This window comes from Streptomyces sp. NBC_00158 (assembly GCF_045160885.1).
GTDB lineage: Bacteria > Actinomycetota > Actinomycetes > Streptomycetales > Streptomycetaceae > Streptomyces.
This window is the reverse complement of record NZ_CP108161.1, coordinates 827,207-847,902: the sequence shown is the minus strand read 5'-3', so window position 1 is coordinate 847,902 and position 20,696 is coordinate 827,207. Positions and strand designations below refer to the sequence as shown.

25 protein-coding genes and 3 pseudogenes are annotated in these 20,696 nt (G+C 73.9%); 12 read left to right on the top strand and 16 right to left on the bottom strand.

Annotated elements, in window-relative coordinates; all coding sequences use genetic code 11:
• Positions 1-88 precede the first annotated feature (88 nt).
• Positions 89-634, bottom strand: coding sequence for a type 1 glutamine amidotransferase domain-containing protein (locus OG553_RS03760; RefSeq protein WP_405977584.1), 546 nt, complete (start codon positions 632-634; stop codon positions 89-91).
• Between OG553_RS03760 and OG553_RS03755 the strand changes: the two are divergent.
• Positions 627-899: pseudogene (locus OG553_RS03755) on the top strand (hypothetical protein); the annotation flags it as partial. The gene OG553_RS03760 and the pseudogene OG553_RS03755 sit on opposite strands and share 8 nt — an antisense overlap.
• A 180-nt stretch (positions 900-1,079) precedes the next feature.
• On the top strand, positions 1,080-1,580 hold the full coding sequence (locus OG553_RS03750) for a hemerythrin domain-containing protein (protein ID WP_405982942.1): 501 nt from the start codon (positions 1,080-1,082) through the stop codon (positions 1,578-1,580).
• Between the two features lie 67 nt (positions 1,581-1,647).
• On the opposite strand, the pseudogene OG553_RS03745 reads toward OG553_RS03750, so the two are convergent.
• Positions 1,648-1,761: pseudogene (locus OG553_RS03745) on the bottom strand (glutathione S-transferase family protein); the annotation flags it as partial.
• A 154-nt stretch (positions 1,762-1,915) separates the two neighbouring features.
• On the opposite strand from OG553_RS03745, the gene OG553_RS03740 reads away from it, so the two are divergent.
• On the top strand, positions 1,916-2,458 hold the full coding sequence (locus OG553_RS03740) for a SixA phosphatase family protein (RefSeq protein WP_405977583.1): 543 nt from the start codon (positions 1,916-1,918) through the stop codon (positions 2,456-2,458).
• 12 nt (positions 2,459-2,470) lie between these two features.
• Here OG553_RS03740 and OG553_RS03735 read toward each other — a convergent pair whose 3' ends face one another.
• From OG553_RS03735 to OG553_RS03715, 5 genes are read right to left on the bottom strand one after another with little or no spacing between them, the layout of a single operon-like run.
• On the bottom strand, positions 2,471-3,013 hold the full coding sequence (locus OG553_RS03735) for a hypothetical protein (protein ID WP_405977582.1): 543 nt from the start codon (positions 3,011-3,013) through the stop codon (positions 2,471-2,473).
• Entirely contained in the window at positions 3,010-3,312 is a 303-nt protein-coding gene (locus OG553_RS03730) for a CDGSH iron-sulfur domain-containing protein (RefSeq protein ID WP_405977581.1), read from the bottom strand. The genes OG553_RS03735 and OG553_RS03730 overlap by 4 nt, the downstream gene beginning before the upstream one ends.
• Entirely contained in the window at positions 3,309-4,082 is a 774-nt protein-coding gene (locus OG553_RS03725) for a metallophosphoesterase (protein ID WP_405977580.1), read from the bottom strand. The genes OG553_RS03730 and OG553_RS03725 overlap by 4 nt, the downstream gene beginning before the upstream one ends.
• A complete protein-coding gene (locus tag OG553_RS03720) occupies positions 4,079-4,333 on the bottom strand; it encodes a hypothetical protein (RefSeq protein ID WP_405977579.1) in 255 nt (84 codons plus the stop codon). Before OG553_RS03720 ends, OG553_RS03725 begins: the two co-directional genes overlap by 4 nt.
• Positions 4,330-5,007 (bottom strand): nucleotidyltransferase family protein, encoded by a 678-nt coding sequence (locus OG553_RS03715; RefSeq protein ID WP_405977578.1) that lies wholly within the window; start codon positions 5,005-5,007, stop codon positions 4,330-4,332. Before OG553_RS03715 ends, OG553_RS03720 begins: the two co-directional genes overlap by 4 nt.
• Positions 5,008-5,135: 128 nt before the next feature.
• Between OG553_RS03715 and OG553_RS03710 the strand changes: the two genes are divergently transcribed.
• The 4 genes and pseudogenes from OG553_RS03710 to OG553_RS03695 all read left to right on the top strand — a co-directional run bounded on the left by OG553_RS03710 (position 5,136) and on the right by OG553_RS03695 (position 7,868).
• A complete protein-coding gene (locus OG553_RS03710; RefSeq protein WP_405977577.1) occupies positions 5,136-5,930 on the top strand; it encodes a hypothetical protein in 795 nt (264 codons plus the stop codon).
• The gene (locus tag OG553_RS03705) at positions 5,902-6,225 is read left to right on the top strand and encodes a plasmid stabilization protein (protein WP_405977576.1); all 324 of its coding nucleotides are present in this window, start codon (positions 5,902-5,904) and stop codon (positions 6,223-6,225) included. Before OG553_RS03710 ends, OG553_RS03705 begins: the two co-directional genes overlap by 29 nt.
• A gap of 34 nt (positions 6,226-6,259) precedes the next feature.
• A pseudogene (locus tag OG553_RS03700) lies at positions 6,260-6,641 on the top strand (hypothetical protein).
• Between the two features lie 114 nt (positions 6,642-6,755).
• Positions 6,756-7,868, top strand: a complete 1,113-nt coding sequence (locus tag OG553_RS03695; RefSeq protein ID WP_405977575.1) for a glutamate--cysteine ligase — start codon at positions 6,756-6,758, stop codon at positions 7,866-7,868.
• A gap of 138 nt (positions 7,869-8,006) precedes the next feature.
• Here OG553_RS03695 and OG553_RS03690 read toward each other — a convergent pair whose 3' ends face one another.
• The 5 genes from OG553_RS03690 to OG553_RS03670 all read right to left on the bottom strand — a co-directional run bounded on the left by OG553_RS03690 (position 8,007) and on the right by OG553_RS03670 (position 13,214).
• The gene (locus OG553_RS03690) at positions 8,007-9,476 is read right to left on the bottom strand and encodes an amino acid permease (RefSeq protein WP_405977574.1); all 1,470 of its coding nucleotides are present in this window, start codon (positions 9,474-9,476) and stop codon (positions 8,007-8,009) included.
• A 407-nt stretch (positions 9,477-9,883) separates the two neighbouring features.
• Positions 9,884-10,675, bottom strand: coding sequence for an ABC transporter permease (locus tag OG553_RS03685; protein WP_405977573.1), 792 nt, complete (start codon positions 10,673-10,675; stop codon positions 9,884-9,886).
• Complete coding sequence (locus tag OG553_RS03680; protein WP_405977572.1) at positions 10,672-11,667, bottom strand: ATP-binding cassette domain-containing protein; 996 nt, start codon at positions 11,665-11,667, stop codon at positions 10,672-10,674. The genes OG553_RS03685 and OG553_RS03680 overlap by 4 nt, the downstream gene beginning before the upstream one ends.
• A gap of 80 nt (positions 11,668-11,747) precedes the next feature.
• Positions 11,748-12,593, bottom strand: coding sequence for a DUF4097 family beta strand repeat-containing protein (locus OG553_RS03675; RefSeq protein ID WP_405977571.1), 846 nt, complete (start codon positions 12,591-12,593; stop codon positions 11,748-11,750).
• A 102-nt stretch (positions 12,594-12,695) separates the two neighbouring features.
• On the bottom strand, positions 12,696-13,214 hold the full coding sequence (locus tag OG553_RS03670) for a hypothetical protein (RefSeq protein WP_405977570.1): 519 nt from the start codon (positions 13,212-13,214) through the stop codon (positions 12,696-12,698).
• Positions 13,215-13,555: 341 nt separating this feature from the next.
• Between OG553_RS03670 and OG553_RS03665 the strand changes: the two genes are divergently transcribed.
• The gene (locus tag OG553_RS03665) at positions 13,556-13,918 is read left to right on the top strand and encodes an STAS domain-containing protein (RefSeq protein ID WP_405977569.1); all 363 of its coding nucleotides are present in this window, start codon (positions 13,556-13,558) and stop codon (positions 13,916-13,918) included.
• Between the two features lie 29 nt (positions 13,919-13,947).
• A complete protein-coding gene (locus OG553_RS03660) occupies positions 13,948-14,403 on the top strand; it encodes an ATP-binding protein (protein ID WP_405977568.1) in 456 nt (151 codons plus the stop codon).
• On the opposite strand, the gene OG553_RS03655 is transcribed toward OG553_RS03660, so the two are convergent.
• Positions 14,375-14,962 (bottom strand): hydrolase, encoded by a 588-nt coding sequence (locus OG553_RS03655; RefSeq protein ID WP_405977567.1) that lies wholly within the window; start codon positions 14,960-14,962, stop codon positions 14,375-14,377. The two genes, OG553_RS03660 and OG553_RS03655, sit on opposite strands and share 29 nt — an antisense overlap.
• 84 nt (positions 14,963-15,046) lie before the next feature.
• On the opposite strand from OG553_RS03655, the gene OG553_RS03650 reads away from it, so the two are divergent.
• Positions 15,047-15,604: a DUF6434 domain-containing protein gene (locus OG553_RS03650; RefSeq protein ID WP_405977566.1), complete on the top strand. Its 558-nt coding sequence runs from the start codon at positions 15,047-15,049 to the stop codon at positions 15,602-15,604.
• 113 nt (positions 15,605-15,717) lie between these two features.
• On the top strand, positions 15,718-16,791 hold the full coding sequence (locus OG553_RS03645; RefSeq protein WP_405982941.1) for an enoyl-CoA hydratase/isomerase family protein: 1,074 nt from the start codon (positions 15,718-15,720) through the stop codon (positions 16,789-16,791).
• A 59-nt stretch (positions 16,792-16,850) separates the two neighbouring features.
• Here the strand turns inward: OG553_RS03645 and OG553_RS03640 are convergent, their stop codons facing one another.
• A complete protein-coding gene (locus tag OG553_RS03640; protein ID WP_405977565.1) occupies positions 16,851-17,594 on the bottom strand; it encodes a TetR/AcrR family transcriptional regulator in 744 nt (247 codons plus the stop codon).
• Between the two features lie 272 nt (positions 17,595-17,866).
• On the opposite strand from OG553_RS03640, the gene OG553_RS03635 reads away from it, so the two are divergent.
• Complete coding sequence (locus tag OG553_RS03635; protein WP_405977564.1) at positions 17,867-18,613, top strand: class I SAM-dependent methyltransferase; 747 nt, start codon at positions 17,867-17,869, stop codon at positions 18,611-18,613.
• Here OG553_RS03635 and OG553_RS03630 read toward each other — a convergent pair.
• Together OG553_RS03630 and OG553_RS03625 are read right to left on the bottom strand one after the other, a co-directional pair.
• Positions 18,604-19,542, bottom strand: coding sequence for an SDR family oxidoreductase (locus OG553_RS03630; RefSeq protein WP_405977563.1), 939 nt, complete (start codon positions 19,540-19,542; stop codon positions 18,604-18,606). The two genes, OG553_RS03635 and OG553_RS03630, sit on opposite strands and share 10 nt — an antisense overlap.
• Positions 19,539-20,684: an alpha/beta hydrolase gene (locus tag OG553_RS03625; RefSeq protein ID WP_405977562.1), complete on the bottom strand. Its 1,146-nt coding sequence runs from the start codon at positions 20,682-20,684 to the stop codon at positions 19,539-19,541. The genes OG553_RS03630 and OG553_RS03625 overlap by 4 nt, the downstream gene beginning before the upstream one ends.
• Positions 20,685-20,696 lie beyond the last annotated feature (12 nt).

Below are 20,696 nucleotides of genomic sequence, written 5' to 3'. Positions count from 1 at the left end.
GGCGCCGGACGGCACGGCCCGGGGGCCCGCCCGATGCGGCGGACCCCCGGGCGGTGGTGCCGCCGTTCGGGTGACACCGGGCCGGGCCTCAGGCGCGCACCGCCCGGTCGAACTCCCGCAGGACGGCGGCGCAGAAGACGTCCAGGTCGTCCGGCTTGCGGCTGGTGACCAGCGTCGAGGGGGCCGCCCGGCAGACCCGTACGGGCTCGTCCACCCAGGTGCCGCCGGCGTTGCGGATGTCGGTGGCCAGGCTCGGCCACGAGGTCAGGGTCCGACCGCGTACGACGTCGGCCTCCACCAGCGTCCAGGGGGCGTGGCAGATCGCGGCGACCGGCTTGCCCGCCTCGAAGAAGCTCCGGGTGAAGCCGACGGCCCGCTCGTCCGTCCGCAGGGCGTCGGGATTGGCGACCCCGCCGGGCAGCACGAGCGCGTCGAAGGCGTCGGAGGTGTCCCCGGCGAGCACGTGGTCGACGCCGAAGGTGCCGGCCTTGTCGAGGTGGTCGAAGGCCTGCACCCGTCCGGGCTCGGTCGACACCAGCTGCGGATTCCAGCCCGCCCCTTCCACGGCCTTCCACGGCGCGGTCAGTTCCACTTCCTCGACTCCTTCGGGCGCGGTCAGAAAGGCGATGCGCACCGAATCCACCTCCTCCGGTCCGGTCCGTACGGTTGGCGCGTACCTCCCGCGCCTGCCCGGACACGCGCCGCCCAAGCACCCGCCTTCGCCGGGCGGTGGCGGACGATGGGGAAGGCGTGTCCGAGGCACCCCGCCGCGTTTCGTGGTGTGGCTGTCGACGGCCGACCACACGTACGGCGTGGCCCGTGCGGCCCGCCACCTCACGGTGCACGTACGCGGCCGGGAACAACGGGCCCTCGCGGAGCTGTTCGGCGGGCCGACGGGCGAAGACGTGGACAAGTTCGCCCGCACCGCGTGGCGGCCGGGCCGATGCGCCACCTCGCCGTGCACGACCTGGAGGCCGGGCACCCGGCCCGACCGGTGCCAGCCCGCACGCAGGTTTCAAGCGGCCGCGAACGAGCACGCGCCAGACGACGGGGACCCCCCCGAGCGAGGAGGCAGGGCCATGTCCGCGGACCGCACCCAACAGGACGTCGTCGAGGTGATCCTCAAGGACCACCGGACCATGGAGGAGCTGTTCCGGAAGATGCGCAGCGTCGAGGACGACCGCGCGGGAGCGCTGAAGAGGTTCTCCGCGCTGCTCATCGCGCACGGCGAGGCGGAGGAGACCGAGGTCTACAGCGCCCTCAAGCGCTTCCGGAACGTCGATGACGAGGAGGTCGAACACGGCGTGGAGGAGCACGACGAGGGCAACAAGGCGCTGCTCGCCCTGCTGGAGGTGGAGGAGGTCGGATCCGACGACTGGGACTCCAAGCTGGAGGACCTGGTCGAGGCCGTCTCCCACCACGTGGACGAGGAGGAGCGGACGATCCTCAACGGCGCCCGCGAGAACGTCCCGGACGAGCGCAGGACCGAACTCGGCGCCGCGTTCCTGAAGGAGCGCGGGAAGCAGCTGGAGTCGGACTGCGGCAGCATCGAGAACGTCCGGGCCGTCGTGAAACGGTGAACAGCGACGCCGGGCCCGGACCCGCGAGCGGGTTGTGGGCCGCCGGCACGCGCTCCGCGCGGGGCGAGCCGGGTTTCCGGCGTACGACCATCGCCCGGCTCGCCCAAGGACAGGCCCGGCTGACGACGAGGCGGTAGCGCCCCGACTGCACGGGGAAGCCCTCGCGGCCGTCGGAGGTGATCCGCGTCGCGAGGTAGCGGCTGTCGCGTTCGTACCCCTTGCCGGGGTTCGCGTAGTTCGCTCCGGGTGCCTACCCGCGCGGTGCCGCGGCGAGCGTGGTGGACTGTCCGGAGGGGGCCCGGAAGGGTCCCCCGTACCGGCCCGAGGAGGCAGAGGTGTCCGGGAAGCAGGACGGTGAGCGGGACGGGAAGCGGGAGCGGCGGCTGGTCCTCGTACGGCACGCCAAGGCCGTGCCCAAGGGCGACGCGGAGGACTTCGAGCGGCCGCTCGCCGACCGGGGGCGCGCCGACGCGGAGGCGATGGGCCACCGGCTGGGCGGGTCCCCGCTCGGGGTGGGCCTCGTGCTGTGCTCCCCGGCGAAGCGCACCCGCCAGACGTGGCAGCTGATGGAGCCCCCGCTGTCGGACCGGCCCCCGGTCGTCTACCCGGACGAGCTCTACGACGCGGACGCGGAGGCCCTGCGCGCCGCCGTGGCCGGGACCGACGACGGCGTGACCGGCCTGCTGCTCGTGGGCCACAACCCCGCCATCCACGACCTGGCCGCCGCCCTCCCCGGCGACGGCCCGCCGGAGCTGCTGGAACGGATCCGTACGGGCCTGCCCACCTGCGCGGTCGTCGTGCTCGACCTCACCGGCGGCTGGCCGGACCTCGCCCCCGGGACGTGCCGCCTGACCGCGCTCCACACCCCCGCCGACTGACCCGCGGGCGTACTAGAACAGACCGGCCGGGACGGCCCTCGCCACCTCGGGGGCGAAGACCTGCTCCGAACGGTCCCCGCGCAGGGTCTCCAGGATCCGGCTCTGCCGCTCGGCGCGCCGCAGCAGCCCGTCCAGCCGCGCGCCGTCGACCGGGGCACCGGTGTCCGCCAGCGACCGTAGCGCCCGCCACATGCAGGCCTTGCCCTCCACGCCCAGGCGCATCGCCTCCAGCTCCAGTACGTCACTGAGCGGCGAGCGGCTGAACAGGCGCCCGTTGGTCTTGAGCCGGCCGGCCTTCTCGGCGAGCCGGCCGAGGGCCGCGCGGCCCCGCGCCTCGGGGACGCCGAGGCCGGCCATGACGGCGCGCAGGCTCTCCCGGTCCTCGGCGACCTCCCGCGCCAGCGCCGCCAGCGGCGGGCCGAGGGCCGTGCCGCGGTGGGTCCGGGCCGCGCGGCGCAGCAGCTCGGTGCCGGCGTTCGCGCCGGTGAGGTGGTCGTTGAGGTAGATGCCCAGCAGCTCGGGGGCCGGACGGGCGGCGGCGGGACGAGCATTCATGACGGTTCCTCTCGGTCGGACGCCGGCCCGCGACCGCGAGGCCGGTGGCCGGTGTCGCACCACGGGTACGTGCGGCTGCGGCGGCAGGTGCACAAGGCGACCGTGAACCGGTCGGAGCGGGCGGTGCTCCCGTCGTGGAGGACCACTTCGACCGGCCCCTCGACGAGCACCGGCCCGCCCGGCACCACCGTCACCCGGCGGACGCCGCCGGGTCGGCAGGGGTCGGGCTCGTTCCGGGGGCTGCGGTCGATTGGGTCCGGCACGGATGACCACGGACCTTCCTCAACGGTACGGGTCATCGGGTCGCCTCCCGGGCGGTGTTCGGGTCCCCGTGCGCCGCGGCGCCGTCGGGAGAAAGGTGGTACACGGAGAACGCCTGGCCGATGACGGGCATGGCCACGTTGCGGACCTGGACCCCGCCCGCCGTCATGCCGTGTTCGGTGCCGAGGTGGGCGTGGCCGTGGACGGCGAGGTCGGCGCCCTCCTCGTCCATCGCCTCCGCCAGGAGGTAGCTGCCGAGGAACGGGTAGATCTCCCGGGGCTCGCCCGCCAGGGTGTCCGGCACGGGGGAGTAGTGCGTGAGCGCGATGCGCAGCGCGCTGCCGGCCTCGCGCAGTTCGCGCAGCGCCCGCCCGAGGGCCTCCGCGCTGGCGCGCGTACAGCGGATGAAGGACTTCATCTCCGGTTCGCCGAACTCGCTGCCGCTGCGCCCGGCGAAGCCCCCGCAGAAGCCCTTGGTGCCGGCGATCCCCACGGGGGTGCCGCCGAGGTCGAGGAGGACGCCGTCGCCCTCCAGCACGTACAGGCCCGCCGCGCGGAGCTCGTCCGCGACGGCCTCCTGACGGTCGCTCTGGTAGTCGTGGTTGCCGAGCACCGCGACCACGGGCACCGGCAGCCCGGACGCCTCCCCGGCCACCACCCGCGCCTCGTCCGGGGTGCCGTGCCGGGTCAGGTCACCGGCGAGGAGCAGCAGGTCGGCGCAGCCGCCCAGGGTGTCGAACGCGGGCCGCAGCAGCCCGGCGCTGCCCGGACCGAGGTGGATGTCCCCGACGGCGGCGACGCGGATCACCACAGCTCCTCGGCGTGGTCGGGCGGCCGGGCCCGGCTCAGGCTGATGTCCTCGTACCAGTCGTGGCCCGCCAGTTCCTCGCCGGCGATGCGCAGTACGGCGGCCTTGCGCTCCGCGTCGCCGACGCAGCCGCGGACCACGGCACGCGTGCCGTGCAGCTCGACCCGGACGCCCAGCTCGGCGAGCTCCTCGCGGGCCAGCCGTCCGCGCAGGTGCTCGATGCGGTACTCGATGATGTCGCCGGAGGTCATGCTCCCTCTCCCCTCGCTCCTTCTCCCGTCGCGTCCGCGCGTTCGATGACGCGGAGCCGCTCCAGCAGGTGGAAGAACGCGTCGGGCAGCGGCCCCGCCCGGTGGTCGCGCTCCAGCCGGGCCCAGTCGATCTGCTCGCGCAGCATGCGGGCCATGGGCAGCAGGTCGCCGAAGTCGCAGTAGTGCTCGCACAGCGCGGCCAGGCGGCTGTCCATCAGGTCGGTGGGGGCGAGGACCGGCATCCACACCGAGTCCACCGCCTTGACGCTCGCCCGCTCCAGCAGTTCCGTGCCGACCGGACGCCGGGCCAGTTCGAAGATCAGGTCGATCTCCTCCCCGCCAGACCGGCCCTTGACCAGCCAGTCCTCCGGAGCCCGGCGCATGGCGATACCGCCGTCCTCCAGGGCCTTGACGGCCTGGTCGGCGTCCTCGGGCCGCACGCAGAAGTCGGTGTCGTGCTGGAAGCGGGCCGGCAGCCCGTGGGCGAACGCGGCCACGCTGCCGGCGAGGGCGAAGGGCGGCCCCGACCGCTTGAGGAGGGCCGCCACGCGCTTGGTGGTCTCCAGGATCGCCTGCGTGTGGTCCTCGGGCAGCACTCCGTCGGCCGGCGAGGGAGGGCGCAGGCCCTCCGCCGGGGCGCCGGCGCCGGGGGCGGCGGAGGTCCGAGCGGTCACGGGGCGCCTCCCTGGTTCGACCTGCACGGGGTCACGGTCGGGCATGGCCCCCGCCTAACCCGTCCGGCCCGGCCGAAACCCCCCGGGGCGCAAGGAGTGCCGCGGGGCGCGGCGGGTAGGCGCGCGGCATGCCCCGACTGATCGACGGCACCGTCCCGCTGCTGCTCCAGGGCTATGCCCGGGCCCCCGACCTGCGGCGCCGCCACGGAGACCCGTCCGCCGTCCGCTCCCGGCACACGGGCCGGCCCGCACCGCTGCTGCAGGGACCCGCCGCCGTGGACTTCTTCTACGACGAACGGCACGTGCTCCGGGACGGCGCGCTCCCGGGACCCGTGCTCGACACCCTCTTCGGGCGGGGCGCGGTCCAGACCCTGGACGGCGAGCGGCACAGGCTCCGCAAGGCGCTGTTCGTGTCCCTGCTGATGGGTGACGGCTCCGTGGACGAGCTCACCGCACTCGTGCGCGGGCACTGGGCGGCGGCCGTCGACGGCCGGCAGGGCCGCGGCGCCGTCCTCTTCGACGAGGCGGTGACGGTCCTCGCCCGGGCCGTCTGCGACTGGACCGGCCCGGCGGTACCCGAGGACGCCGCCCGCGAGGTCTCCGAGGACTGCGTGGCCATGGTCGACGGCTTCACGCCCCCCGGACCGCGCCACTGGCGGGCCCGCCGGGAGGAATCCCTCGCCCGCACCGTCGAGGAGCTGCGCGGCGGAGCGACGCGCCTCCACCGGGCGCTCCCGACGGGCGCCGGGGACACCGCACCGGAGACGGTCGCCCGGCACCGCGACGCCGACGGCCACCACCACGACCCCGCGCTGTGGTCCGACCACCACCGCATCCCGACACGGCCGCGCAGCGGGTTCACCGTGTCGGTCCCGTCCCGGCAGAGGAGTCACCATGCCCCGAGGTTCCAGTCCCAAGCGTGAACGGCAGTACGAGCACATCAAGGAGAGCGCCGAGGAACGCGGCGAGAGCACCGAGCGGGCCAAGGAGATCGCCGCGCGCACCGTGAACAAGGAACGCGCCCGCGCGGGCGAGTCCAAGACCGCTAGCAAGAGCTCCCTCGACGACATCTCCTCCGGCCGGCGCGGCGGCCTGCGCTCGCACAGCGGGGCGCAGGGGCCCACGTACGACCAGCTCTACGCGGAGGCCAAGCGCCGCAACCTGCACGGCCGTTCCTCCATGGACAAGGCCGAGCTCAAGCGGAAGCTGGGCCACTGAGCCGCGGGCCCCGGGACTCGCCGACACCGACCACCTGCACGTCACCTGCTGGCGGGAGGCACTGCGGCAGGCGGGCCACGAGGTCGCGATGCGCGACGTCCACCGGGCGATCGGCCTGCCGCGCGAGGACCCGGCCGGACGCCCTGCGGCGGGGCGTCGGCGCCGACGCGGCGGTCACCGTGACGGCCGGTTCCGACGACGTCACCGACGGCAAGCCCGCCCCCGACCGCACGCGCGGCGTCGCCTGCGTCGGCCTGCTGTGCGGCGGCATCCCGCGCGCCGACCTGGAGGAGGCCGGGGCCCGCGCCGTGTACCGCCATCCGGCCGCCCTGCTCGCGCACCTCGACCGCAGCCCCTTCGCGGCGCCACGGCGGGCCTGCGCCCGTACTCGGCGTTGGGCGCGGCACCGCGCATGATGGAGGTGGACACGGCCGCGGAGGCCCGCCACGCCGTGGACGTGTCGTTCCGGCCGCGCCCGCATGGGGGCACGGGCCACGGGTAGGTGCCGGGAACTCGGCAAGGAGGACCCGATGGACGTTCTGACCATGGGGGTGGAGGAGGAGTTCCACCTCGTCGACCGCGACAGCAGGGCGCCGGTGAACCGGGCTCCGGAGGTGATCCGGGAGCTCGCCGCGGAGCTGGGCGGTCAGGTCCAGGCCGAGTTCTACAACACCCAGGTGGAGGTCTGCACCCTGCCCGCCGCCGAGCGCGAGGACCTGCGCCGCCAGCTGCTGCGGCTGCGCTGCTCCGTCGCGGAGGCCGCCCGGCGGGTCCGCTGCCTCGCCGTGGCGTCGGGGAGCCCCGTGGTCCCGCCGCGGGAGCCGCTCACCATCACCGACGACGCCCGCTACCGCCTGATGGCGAGCCGGTTCGCCGGCCTCCTGGGCCCCTACCGGCTCGTCTGCGGCTGCCACGTGCACGTGGGCAGCCTCGACCGGGGGCGGGCCCTGGCGCTGGCCAACCAGATGCGGCCGTGGCTGCCGGTGCTCCAGTCGATCACCGGGAACTCCCCCTTCGTCTGCGGCCGCGACACCGGCCTCGACAGCTGGCGCTCGGTCGCCTACTCCGGCTGGCCGACCGTGGGGCCGCCGCCCCTGGTCGACGAGCGCCAGTACCTGGAGTACGTGGACGGCCTGATCAGCGCCGGGGTGCTGCTCGACCGGCGGATGGTCTACTGGCACGCCCGCCCCTCCGAGCACGTCCCGACGCTGGAGATCCGCATCGCCGACGTCAACGCCGACCTCGACACCGTCGTCCTGACGGCCGTCCTGGTACGCGGCCTCGCGTCGGTCCTGCTCGAAGAGGCGGACGCGGGCGTACCGCCGCCCGAGCCGCCCGAGCGGTTGCTGCGCGCCGGCCACCGGCTGGCCGCCCGGCACGGGATCGACGGGCCCGGCCTGGACGTGCGCACCGGCGGCCGGGTGCCCGCCCGGCTGCTCGTCGACCGGCTGGTGGAGCGGGCCGCCCCGGGCCTGGAGCGGGCCGGCGACCTGGACGCCGTGGAGGCCCTGTGGGCCGGGATGCGACGACGGGGCACCGGCGCCCGCCGCCAGCGGGCGGTCTACGCGGCCACGGGCAGCCTGGCCGCGGTCGTCGACAGCCTGGACGCGGCCGCCGGCAGCATGGCCGTCGAGGCCGCCTGAACCCGGCGGACACCCGGACCGCGGACACCCGGACCGCGGACACCCGGACCGCGGACACCCGGACCCCGCGCACGCCGGAGGGGGCGTGCCGGCCGGGGGAGGGCCGGCACGCCCCCTCCGGGGGAGTGCGGTCGTCGGTCAGGACCGGGCCGCGGGCTCCAGCACCTCGTCGGCCTCGCCCGCCGCACGCGCCGCGACCTGCGGGTTGCGCGACTTCAGCACGGCCCAGCCGATGGACAGGCAGACCGCCCAGCCGGCGCCCACGTACAGGGAGACGCGGCTGTCGGGGTCGATGGCGATCATCACGGTGACCAGCAGCAGGAAGGCCACGGCGATCCAGCTGCAGATCGAGCCGCCCGGAGCGGGGAAGGAGGACGCGGGCAGCTTGCCGGCGACCACCTTGCGGCGGTACAGGATGTGGCTGACCAGGATCATCAGCCAGGTCCAGATGCCGGCCGTGGTGGCCACCGACATGACGTAGCCGAAGGCCTTCTCCGGGACGACGTAGTTCAGGACCACGCCGATGCCCATGAGGGCGGCGGAGAGGGTGATGGCCACGGCCGGGGTCTTGGTGGAGCTGAGCTTGCCGAGCAGCTTGGGGGCCTCGGAGTTCGCGGCGAGGTCGCGCAGCATGCGGCCGGTGGAGTACATGCCGGAGTTGCAGGACGACAGGGCCGCGGTGAGCACCACGAAGTTGACGATCGCCGCACCGGCCGGGATGCCGATCTTGGCGAAGGCCGCCACGAACGGGCTGACGCCCGGCTGGAACTCGGTCCACTTGACGACCATCAGGATCACGCTGAGCGCACCGACGTAGAAGACGATGATGCGCCAGGGCAGCGTGTTGATGGCCTTGGGGAGGGTCTTCTCCGGGTTCTCGGACTCGCCCGCGGTGACGCCGACGAGCTCGACGGCCAGGTAGGCGAACATGACGCCCTGGAGGGTCATCAGGCTGGAGCCGACGCCCTTGGGGAAGATGCCGTCGAAGGCCCAGAGGTTGGACACCGCGGCGGTGTCACCGGCAGCGCTGAACCCGAAGGTCACGACGCCGATTCCGATCACGATCATGCCGATCAGGGCCGTGACCTTGACCATCGAGAACCAGAACTCGATCTCGCCGAAGATCTTCACCGAGATCAGGTTGGCCACGTACAGGACCACCAGGAAGACCAGGGCGGTCACCCACTGGGGGACGTCCGGGAACCAGAAGTGCACGTAGATGGCCGCGGCGGTCAGCTCGGCCATGCCGGTGACGACCCACATGAGCCAGTACGTCCAGCCCGTCACGAACCCGAAGAACGGGCTCAGGAACTCGCGGGCGTACTCCGCGAAGGAACCCGAGACGGGGCGGTACAGGAGCAGCTCGCCGAGCGCTCGCATGATGAAGAAGACGATGACGCCGGCGAGGGCGTACATGAGGATGAGGCTGGGGCCGGCCTTGGCGATGTTCGCCCCGGCTCCCAGGAAGAGGCCGACGCCGATGGCGCCGCCGATGGCGATCATCTGGACCTGGCGGCTGCCGAGGCCGCGCTCGTAGCCCTCTTCGGGCGTGGTGCCCGTGGTGGCGTTGTCGTCGCCGTGCTGCTGTTCGACCTGCGTCGAGGTCATGCTCTGGTGCGCCTTTCCGCTCCATGCCGATCCGCCGCCGTGCTCGGCCGCGGATCGGGTTCCGATCCCCCGGATGCTGATGGAGTTGCATGCCGGCGGTCGGCCGACTTCAGCGCCCCTGACCGGACGTGGGTGGTCCGGCAGGCGGTCGAGAAGATGTACCACGGTGCCCGGCGCCGGACCGTGGCGAACATCACCGGCAAATCGGCCATTCGCCCGTGACCAGGCCCAAAGACCCTTGCGCAGTGACGTCATCGTTATCCGGATCTGAGCCTCCGCTGAGCGAACGCACAATGACATCGAGGCAACGCGTGCCACCGCCGTCCCGCCCGCGAGCCCGGCGCTCACGCAGCGTGAACGCCGAAGCCCCTCCGCGGGGGCGGAGGGGCAGGAAGCGGTCGCGACGGTCACCCGGCGTCGCGGTCGTACGCCGACTTCGACCACCGGTAGCCGAGGACGGTCAGGCCGAGGCACCAGAGCAGGGCGATCCACCAGTTGTTCCCGATCTCCGTGCCGAGCAGCAGCCCGCGCAGGGTCTCGATGGCCGGAGTGAAGGGCTGGTACTCGGCGACCGGCTGGAACCAGCCCGGCATCGCGTGGACCGGGACGAACGCGCTGGAGATCAGCGGCAGGAAGATCAGGGGCAGGGCGTTGTTGCTGGCGGCCTCGGCGTTCGGGCTGACCATGCCCATCCCGACCGCGATCCAGGTGAGCGCCACGGCGAAGAGCGTGAGCAGCCCGAACGCCGCGAGCCACTCCAGGGCGGTGGCGTCCGTCGAGCGGAAGCCGATGGCCACGCCCACGGCGCCGACGAGGACCACGCTGACGACCGCCTGGAGCACGCTGCCGACGACGTGCCCGACGAGGACGGAACCCCGGTGGATCGCCATCGTGCGGAAGCGGGCGATGATGCCCTCGCTCATGTCGTTGGAGACGGACACGGCGGTGCCGATCGTGGTGCTGCCGATGGTCATCAGCAGCAGGCCCGGGACCAGGTACGCGATGTAGTCGGCGCGGTCGGCGCCGCCGCCCCCGATGCCGGCGCTCATGACGTCGCCGAACACGTAGACGAACAGCAGCAGCAGGACGACGGGCGTCAGCAGCAGGTTCAGGGTCAGGGACGGGTAGCGGCGGGCGTGCAGCAGGTTGCGGCGCAGCATCGTGGACGAATCGCGCAGGGCGGGGGAGAGGGAGCTCATCGGACGTCCTCCTCGGCACGGGTGGGCAGGGTCCCGGTGACGCGGCCGCCGGTCAGGGCGAAGAACACGTCGTCCAGGTCGGGCGTGTGCACGGTCAGCTCGTCCGCCTCGACGCCGGCGGCGTCCAGCCAGTCGAGTACGGAGCGCAGCTCGCGCTGGCTCCCGTCGCTGGGGATCCGCAGCGACAGCGCCTCGTCGTCCCGCGCGGCCCCGTCCAGGGCGGCGACTGCCGCGCGGTAGGCGGCCGGGGCGGAGAACCGGAGCCGGACGTGTCCCCCGGGGACCAGCCGCTTCAGCTCCTCCGGGGTGCCCTCGGCGACGATCCGGCCGCCGTTGAGCACCGCGACGCGGTCGGCGAGTTCGTCGGCCTCCTCCAGGTACTGGGTGGTGAGGAGGACGGTGACCCCGCCGGCGACCAGCTCGCGGATGATCTGCCACATGTTGTGGCGGCTGCGCGGGTCGAGCCCGGTGGTCGGTTCGTCGAGGAAGATGATCCGCGGGCCGCCGACCAGGGTCATGGCGATGTCCAGGCGGCGCTTCATGCCGCCGGAGTAGGTGGACGCGGGCTTCTTCGCCGCCGCCGTGAGGTCGAAGCGCTCCAGCAGGTCGGCGGCGACGCGTCGGCCCTCCTGCTTGGGCAGGCGGTGCAGGTCCGCCATGAGGAGCATGTTCTCCTCGCCGGTGATCAGCCCGTCGACGGCGGAGAACTGCCCGGTGACGCCGATCGCGGCGCGCACCCCGTCCGGGGAGGAGGCCACGTCGTGGCCCGCCACGCGGGCCTGCCCGCCGTCGGCCGTGACGAGGGTGGAGAGGATCTTCACGGCGGTGGTCTTGCCGGCGCCGTTCGGCCCGAGCAGGGCGAACACGCACCCCGCCGGGACGTGCAGGTCGATCCCGTCGAGGACGGTCTTGTCGCCGTAGGACTTGCGCAGGCCAGCGGCGCTGACGGCGGCCGCCGGCTGTTCCCCGGGTGATGTGTGTGTCGTGGGCATGACAGAAGAAGGCATGGGGCCCTCCGTTCGAAGGCGGGAGCGGCTGGGGGAGTGGGCGCGGCCGGTGGCGGCCGGGCGGGTCAGGCCTTGGCGCGCAGGACGTCGATGTTGCCGTGCCGGGTGCGGGCGCGGATCCGGACGGTCTCCTCGGCGTCCTCCGGGGCACCGGTCGCGGTGAGCGTGTTGCGGACCTGGCCGGAGCCCGAGTTCACGTCCAGCCAGGCGGCCGTGCCCTCACGGACGCCGACCTCGATGGTTCCGTAGCCGGTCTCCAGGTGGACGCTGCCGCGCGCCACCTCGCCGACCCGCAGGGTGCCGTGGGCGGTGGTGGCGGTGACCGAGTCCTCGGCGCGCCGGATGTCGATGTCGCCGTGGGCGCCGCTCACCCGCAGCTCGCCGGTCGCGGCCCCGACGGTCGTGCTGCCGTGCGAGTTCTTGAGCACGCCGGGGCCGTTCACGAGGCCGACGCGCATGCTGCCGGAGCTGGTGGTGATCTCGGCCGGGCCCTCCACGCGGTCCACGGTGATCGAGCCGTGCGAGGCGGTCAGCCGCAGCGGTCCGGTCGTGTCGAGCCGGACGTCTCCCGCCGAGGTCTTCGCCCGCACCTCGCCGAGCCGGCCCTCGCCGAGCACCTGGGTCCAGGCGCCGGTCATCTCCACGTCCGACCCCGCGGGCAGTTCCACCGTCACGTCGACGGTGCCGGGGCGGCGCAGCGAGTTGCGCTGCTTCGGCGTCCTGATGCCGAGGGTGCCGTTCGCGTACGAGACCTCGGTCTGCTCGGCGGCCCGCACGTCCCGGTCCTTCTCCGGGTTGCGGGGCCGCACCTCGACGACCGTGTCGCGGCGGTCCCCCGCGGTGAAGCGGATGGAGCCGGCCTCGACGTGCGCCGTGACCGAGATCGGCTCGGGAGTGTCGAAAGAAGGCATGGCTGTCCCGTCCTCTTGGGTCATGGGTCATGGGTCATGGGGTGGAGTGGTGCGGGTGGTGCGGGTGGTGTGAGGTGGCGCGGGCGGGCCCGGGTGCCGCCGCTAGCGCACCCAGCCCGTGACGCTCTGGCCGATGGTCTGGATCCGCTCCGCCGGGCGCGGCCGGGCGCCGCCCTCGACCGCCGCAGACACCGCCCGGACCAGCCAGGCGTTGACCGAGGTCCCCTCGCGGTTCGCGGCCTCCTCGGCGCGGGCCTTGAGGTGGGCCGGCAGGCGCAGGTTGACGCGGGCGGTGCCCCCCTCGTCGCCCTCGGCCGGGGCCGGGGCGAGGAGCGGTTCCGTCTGTGCTCCCGGCGCCGGGGCCGGGGCGCCGGGAGCGGTCGGCAGTGTCACCACGAAGTCGGGGTCCAGCCCGCGCAGCCGTACGTCGACGGAGCCGGGGGCGAGCTCGCGGGTGATCTCGTCCATCGCGGCGGACAGCACGTTGAGCATGGTCAGCCGGGTCGCCGACTCCAGGGGAGCGGTGAGCCTCTCGGCCAGCTCGCGGGCGTCGTCCCCGCCGGCTTCGGCGGCCACCGCCAGTTCGCGGCGGAGGGTGTCGATATACGGCGTGAGGTCCATGACGCCATCATGGCACCATTGTGGTGCCATGCGCAAGCCTCGATGGCGCAGGATGGGGTCGGATCTGGCGTCACCGCCTTTGAACTGCGGATATGTTGTCAGGATCGGGCTGGGGTCGACCTCTGTGGAGGTGGTCGCGCTCCTTTGGTGGCGCCAGGTGGCGCCGCGCGGCGCCACCTGGCGCCATCGTGAGCCATCCGCTGGCATCTGGCGCCACGCGTGCCGCCTCCCCGGGGGAAAACCCGCGTGGTTCCGCGAGGGTCCCGATGGGCGCCGCGGCCCCGCATATAGCGTCGGGCCGGGGGAAGGCGTAAGGAGCAGCTGACGGAAGGTGATGCCGGATGGTCTCCGGAGCGGACGACAAGCGGTTCACCGTCACGGTGCGGACGGTGGACGGGGCTGTACTGCTCACCCTCGGCGGTGAGCTGGACCATGACACGGCGGCCCCGCTGAAGGACGCCCTCGACGCGGCGGCCGTCCGGGGCGGCCGGCTGCTGGTGGACATGGCGGGACTGCGGTTCTGTGATTCGACGGGGCTGAACGCCCTGCTCCACGGCCGCCTCGCCGTCCAGGAGGCCGGCGGCAGCCTGGAGCTGGCCGGCCTGAGCGGGCCGGTCGCCAGGATGTTCCGCATCACCGGCGCGGACGGGGTCTTCCCGGTCCACGCCGATGTCACGCAGGCGCTGGGCCCTGACCGGGGTTGACGGCCGGGGCGACGGAAGGGGGCGAGGTCGTGGAACAGCGGGCCCCGGCCGGGCGCAACCGGCTCCTGGTCCTGGACGGGATGCCCGACCCGGTCCTGCGCAGCCGCGATTTCACCCGGCGGGCGCTGACCGCCTGGAGCTGGCTCCCGGCGCGGAGCCAGGGGGCGCGGGACGCGGCGGAGGACGTGCTGCTGCTGGTGTCGGAGGTGGTGGCCAACGCCTGCCTGCACGGCGGCGGACCCGGGGTCCTGGTCCTGGACTGTACGGACGAGCGGCTGCGGATCGAGGTCACCGACTCCAGCCCGGTGCCGCCCGCCCGGCCGGCGGCTGCCGGGGATCCCCGGCAGCCGGGCGGTCACGGGCTGGTGATCGTGGAGCGGCTCGCCCGGGCCTGGGGTTCGCGGCCCGGGGCGGCCGGCAAGTGCGTCTGGCTGGAGGTGGCCTGTCCCGCCGCCCTCAGCGCAGTGCGTCCAGGGCCGCGATGATCTCGCGGGTGGAGCTGACCCGGCCGATGCGGGGGAAGATCTTGCCGAAGGTGTGGGCGTGCGAGTCGGCGTCCAGGTCGGCGGTCGCGTCCTCGGCGAAGACCAGCCCGTAGCTGTGCTCCCACGCGGTGCGGGCGGTGGACTCGACGCCGACGCTCGTCGAGATGCCGGCCAGGACGATCCGGTGGATCCCGCGCCGCCGCAGCTGGAGGTCCAGCTCGGTGCCGGTGAAGGCGCCCCAGTGGCGTTTGGTGACCGTCACGTCCCCCAGGGCGGCCAGTTCGGCCGGGATCTCGGAGAAGGCGGCGGGCGGGGCGGTGGCCGGGCCGGGGCGGTCGACGTCGGTGGTGGGCAGGTCGCCGCCGTCGGGCGACCAGGCGACGTTCACCAGCACGACGGGCAGCTTGTGCGCGTGGAAGGCCTCGGCGAGCGCGATGCCGTTGCGCAGGATCTCGTCGCTGGGCCGGGCGGTGGGCAGGGCGAGGATGCCCTGCTGGAGGTCGATGAGCACGAGCGCGGTGCCGGTGTCGAGGACCGGCGCGGAGGCTGGGGAGGTCATGGGGACGACCGTAGGCAACACCGGGCGCGGTTGCACGCGCGTCCGGCGGCGGGCCGGCCGTGTCACCACCCCTAGGATGGGAACATGAGTGCGAATCACGTGGCGGAGAGCCGGCCCGAGCTGACCCCGGAGCTGTCCGGGAGCGAGCTGCTGCGCTGGTACTGGACGCTGGGGGAACTGACCGGCCTCGCCCGGCGGATGGCCGTTCCCGCGGGCGGCGGCAAGGCCGCCCTCACCGAGCGGCTCGCCGCCGCGCTGGACGGGCGCGCGGTCCCGGCGCCGGCACCGGCCGCCCGGCGCGACGGCCGGCAGCTGAAGGCGCCCGTCGACGGGTCCAGCGTGATCCCCGAGGGGCAGCGGTGCAGCCAGGTGCTCCGGGAGTTCTTCCTCCGGGAGATCGGGCCCGGCTTCCACTTCGACGCCTTCATGCGGGAGTACGTCGCCCAGGGCGCGGGCCGCACCCTCGCCGAGGCCGTCGCCCACTGGCGCGCGACCCGGCAGCGGGCGGCCGAACCCCAGGAGGTCGGCGCCCAGTTCGAGTTCAACCGGTTCCTGCGCGACTGGCACGCCCGCCACCCGGGCGGCACCCGCGACCGGGCCCTCGACGCCTGGCGCGAACACCGGTCCCGCCCCCGCGGCTGACGCGCGCCCCGGCCCGCCCGGGCACGCGCGGTAAAGCCCCGGTACACCTCGAATCCGCTCAGACTTGACAAGATCGCCTGAAACGATCTTCATATGGCGGTGGAGCAGACATACTGGCGGACGTGACCGACGACACCGTTCTGATCGAGACCGACGGCTGTACGGGGCTGATCACCCTCAACCGTCCCCGGGCCCTCAACGCCCTCACCCATTCCATGGTGCTGCGGATCGGGGAGGCCCTGACGGCCTGGGAGCACGATCCCGCCGTGAGCCAGGTCCTCCTGCGCGGCGCCGGGGACCGCGGCCTGTGCGCGGGCGGGGACATCCGGGCCATCCACGCCGACGCGAAGGCCGGCACCACCGGCTCCCTCGACTTCTGGCGGGACGAGTACCGGCTCAACGCCCGCATCGCCCGCTACCCCAAGCCGTACGTGGCCCTCATGGACGGGATCGTCATGGGCGGCGGCGTCGGGCTCTCGGCCCACGGCGGCGTCCGCGTCGTCACCGAGCGGTCCAAGGTCGCCATGCCCGAGACCGGCATCGGCTTCGTCCCCGACGTCGGCGGCACCTACCTGCTCTCCCGCGCCCCCGGCGAGCTCGGCACCCACCTGGCCCTCACCGGCACGGCGGTCGGCGCCGGCGACGCCCTGCTGTGCGGGCTCGCCGACCACTACCTGCCCTCCGACTGGCTGGAGGAGTTCACCCGGGAGCTCACCCTCGCGCCCGTCGCCGAGGTGCTCCCCGAGTTCCGCGGCGCCACCGCCCCCGAGGCCCCGCTCGCCGCCGAACGCGAGTGGATCGACCACTGCTACGCCGCCGACACCGTGGAGGAGATCCACAAGCGGCTGCTGGGTGCGGGCCCCGCGGCGGCGCGGGAGGCCTCGCAGCTGCTGCACGCCAAGTCGCCGACCTCCCTCAAGGTCACCCTCGCCGCGCTGCGCCGCGCCCGCGAACTGGACTCGCTGGAACGGGTGCTGGAGCAGGAGTACCGGGTCTCCGCGGCCGCGCTGTCCACGCCCGACCTGGTGGAGGGGATCCGTGCCCAGGTGATCGACAAGGACCGCCGACCGCGCTGGTCCCCGGCCGCCCTCTTCCAGGTCCGCCAGGCTTCCGTGGACCGGCACTTCGCCCCGCTCGGCGAGGACCGCGAGCTGACGTTCCCGCAGTCCGGAGCCGGCCGCGGCTGATCCGGGTCGCCGGGCGTCCCGGGCCGCTCCCCGCGTCCCGGGCCGGCCGGCCTCCCGCGTCAGTCCCGGCCGAGCCGGAACGCGAGGCCGTCGAGGACCCGCTGGAGCCCGTAGTCGAAGTTCTCGTCCCGCAGCCGCGCCGGGTCCAGGTTGTGCCGGGAGTACGCGTGGTCCTTCACCACGGGGTGGTCCTCCAGGGCGGCCTCGGCGGCGGGCAGCAGCGACTCCAGCCACTCCGTCTCGCTCTTCCCGCTGCGGGCGAGGAGCGAGAGGTAGGAGGCCTCGCTGGTGGTGGCGCCGATGACGTACGAGATGACGGCCTTCACCGCGAGGTCCGCCTCGCCCGCCGGGAACCCCGCCGACACGGACAGCCTCAGCAGCCGGTCCGACATCCGGATCAGGTTCGGGCCCAGGTAGGCCAGTCCGACCTGGCCGAGGACCGAGGCCACCCAGGGGTGGCGCAGCACCATCGCGCGCAGGCCGTGCCCGCACTGCGCCAGGTCCTCGCGCCAGCCGTGCGGGCTGTCGGCCGCGGGGAGTTCCAGTTCGCCGTAGACCTCGTCCACGACCAGCTCGATCAGCTCGTCCTTGTTGGCCACGTGCCGGTAGAGCGAGGTGGCGGCGGTGCCCATCTCCGCGCCGAGCTTGCGCATGCTGAGCGCCTCGATGCCCTCGGCGTCCAGGAGCCGCACCGCGGCCGCGACGATCTGCTCCTGGCTGAGCGCGGGCTGTTCCTTCTGCCGGCGCGGCCGGGTCCAGACGGAGGGCACCGGTGCGGCGGTCTGCTGCTCTGAAGAGGACATGGCCTCACCCTAACCCGATGCGAACAGTGTACGCATCATGCGTACGCCCATGCGCGGCACCCGTTCGGAAAGTCGCTCCGGCACGCCCCGCAAAGGCCTCGCAGGGCCCCTCGGAGGGTCCTGGCGCGCCGCCGCGCCCCAGCCTGGACGGGCGGGACCGACCCCCTCCCGAGAGGCCTCCACGCGCCCGCGCGCGGCCTTCCCGCACTGCCTCCGACCTGGGGTTCTGCGCCTCCGCCAGATATGATCTACCCCTGAGGAAAGGGGAGTTGATGGACCGCACCATACGCTCGGCGGAGGACGTGCTGGACCTCCTGGACGGGCTGTTCACGCAGGACGCCGACCGCTGGACGGACGAAGGCGCCTCCTGGTGGGACGGCTTCTACGCCGACCGCTCCAAGCCCGTGCCGTTCTTCGTCGCCAAGCCCGACGAGAACCTCGTCTCCTACGCGCAGCGGGGGCTGATCCGCCCCGGCCGGGCCCTCGACCTGGGCTGCGGACCCGGACGCAACGCCCTCCACCTCGCCTCCCTCGGCTTCGAGGTCGACGCCGTCGACCTGTCGCCGACGGCCGTCGCCTGGGCCGAGGAGCGCGCCCGCGAGACCGGCGCCACCGGCGTGCGCTTCCACCGCGGCGACGCCTTCCGGCTCACCACCGCCGAACTGGCCGGCCCCTACGACCTGGTCTACGACTCCGGCTGCTTCCACCACCTGCCGCCGCACCGCCGCGTCAGCTACCTGGCCCTCCTGGACCGAGTCCTCGCCCCCGGCGGCCACTTCGCCCTCACCTGCTTCGCCTCCGGAGCCATGGGCTGCGAACTCCCCGACGCCGAGCTCTACCGGCGGGGCAGCCTCGGCGGCGGCCTCGCCTACACCCCCGACGCGCTGCGCCTGATCTTCTCCGGCATGGAGGAGACCGAACTGCGCCGGATGCGCGACGAGGACGCCGGCTCACGGCTCTTCGGCGAACCCTTCCTCTGGACGGCCCTGTTCCGGCGCCCGGAGCCGGCTCAGCGGTAACCGGTGGCGTCCGCCGTCCGGCCCGGGTCCTGGACCTCCACCATGTACCGCCAGGCGTCCGGCCGGCTCCCGTCGAGGTCCGTGAACCCGTACACCCCCGCGAGCTGCCCGCTGGAGAGCGACCGCCCGTTCCAGCGGGCCACCTCCGGGTCGGCGGCCAGCGCCGCGACCGCGCGCCCCACGTACGCGGGGGACTCGGAGATCGCGAAGTGCGGGACCCGCTCCAGCGCGTCCCGCCAGTTCTCCTCCGCCACCCCGAAGGCCTCCAGCATCATCTCCGAACGCAGCCACCCCGGCGTCAGCGCCACCGCCGTCGCCCCGCGCGGACCCAGCTCGTGCCCGAGGGAGAACGCCATCCGCAGCACCGCCGACTTCGCCAGGTCGTAGAAGAACGAGTTCCGGTAGCGGGTGGCGTTGTAGTCGGCCGTCCCGTCCGTCATCTCCACCACCAGGCCGCCCGGCCGGCGCAGCATCAGCGGCAGCGCGAAATGGCTCGTCACCGCGTGCGTGTCGACCGCCAGCCGGAGCAGCCGCAGCCCCCGGTCCAGATCGTGCTCCCAGACCGGGCTGTCCCACTCGAAGAGGTGCTCGCCGCCCCAGATGTCGTTCACCAGCACGTCCAGCCGGCCCTGTTCCGCGTCGATCCGCTCCACCAACGCCGCCACCTGACCCGGCTCCAGATGGTCCGCGACCACCGCCACGCCCCGGCCCCCGGCGGCCGTGACCAGCCCGGCCGTCTCCTCGACGGTCTCCGGACGGCCGTACTCGGAAGGCCGCCCGGCGGTACTGCGCCCCGACACGTAGACCGTGGCGCCCCGCGCCCCCAGCTGCACCGCGATGCCCCGCCCCGCACCCCGGGTCGCCCCGGCCACCAGCGCCACCCTGCCCGCGAGGTCCCGCAGCGCCGGATCCCCGCCGGTACGCCTCACCGCGCGGTGGGCGCGGACGGCGCCGGCAGTTCCGTACTGAGCCAGCCCAGCGCGTCCGGGTACATCGCGTTCCAGGTCCGGAAGTTGTGGCCTCCGGACGGCCGTACGAGCGTCTTCACCCGGATCCCGGTGCCCCGCGCCGCCCGGGTGAAGTCCGCCAGCTGCCGCGGCGGGCTGTCCTTGTCCTGCGCGGAGGTGGCCAGGAACAGCCCGACGTCCGCCCCCTTCGCGTGCCCCACCAGCCACATCGGGCTGTTGCGCTCCCGCAGCACCGGATCGGCCAGCACCTCCGGGTCCCCGGTCAGCGGGTCCGGGTCCAGGGCCGCGCCCGCCCGGAACACCCCCGGGTACTGGAGCGGCAGCTTCACCGCGCAGAACGCGCCCGTCGACACGCCCATCAGCCCCCACCCCTCCGGCTCGGGCAGCGTACGGAAGTTCCGCGCGACCAGCTCGGGCACGTCCCGCGCGAGCCAGGTGGCGACCTTGCGCGTGGGGGTGTCGCTGCAGTCGGTGTTCACCCCGCCGGGGTAGATCTCGGGCACCACCAGGACGAACGGCCGTACCGCGCCGAGCTCCACCAGCTGCTGCAGGGCGTCCGGCATCGAACCGAGGTCGAACCAGGAGCCCGGCGAGCCCGGGTACCCGTGCAGCAGCACCAGCACCGGGAACCGGGTCCTGTCCGCGCCCGGGGCGTCGTACTCCGGCGGGGTCCACACGATCACCTGGCCGGCCAGCTTCGAGCGGCTGCCCCGGAAGTACGTGCTGCGGGTGCCGTTCGCGCCCGGCGTGAACTTCGCCCGGCCCACCGGCGGTCCGGTCATCGCCGCGGCGCCGCGGTCGCCGGTGCCCAGCAGGTCGTCCCAGGACGCGTACAGCCCGAACCCGCCGTTGATCCAGGCGGCCACCACGCAGATCGCCGTCAGCTGGCACAGCCCGAGCATCATCACCCGGACGGCCCAGCGCACCGCGCCGGGGCCGGGCACCCGGTTCCACAGCAGCAGTGCGAGGAGCATGGCGAGCACGGTGGCCGCGATCAGTGTGACGAGGAACGACGTGCTGGTCAGCTCCACGGCGTCGGCTCCAGGGGTACGGGACGGGGCGGTGCGCGGGACCGGGCGCGGGGCGGGCGCCCCCTTCACCATGCCCGGTCCTAC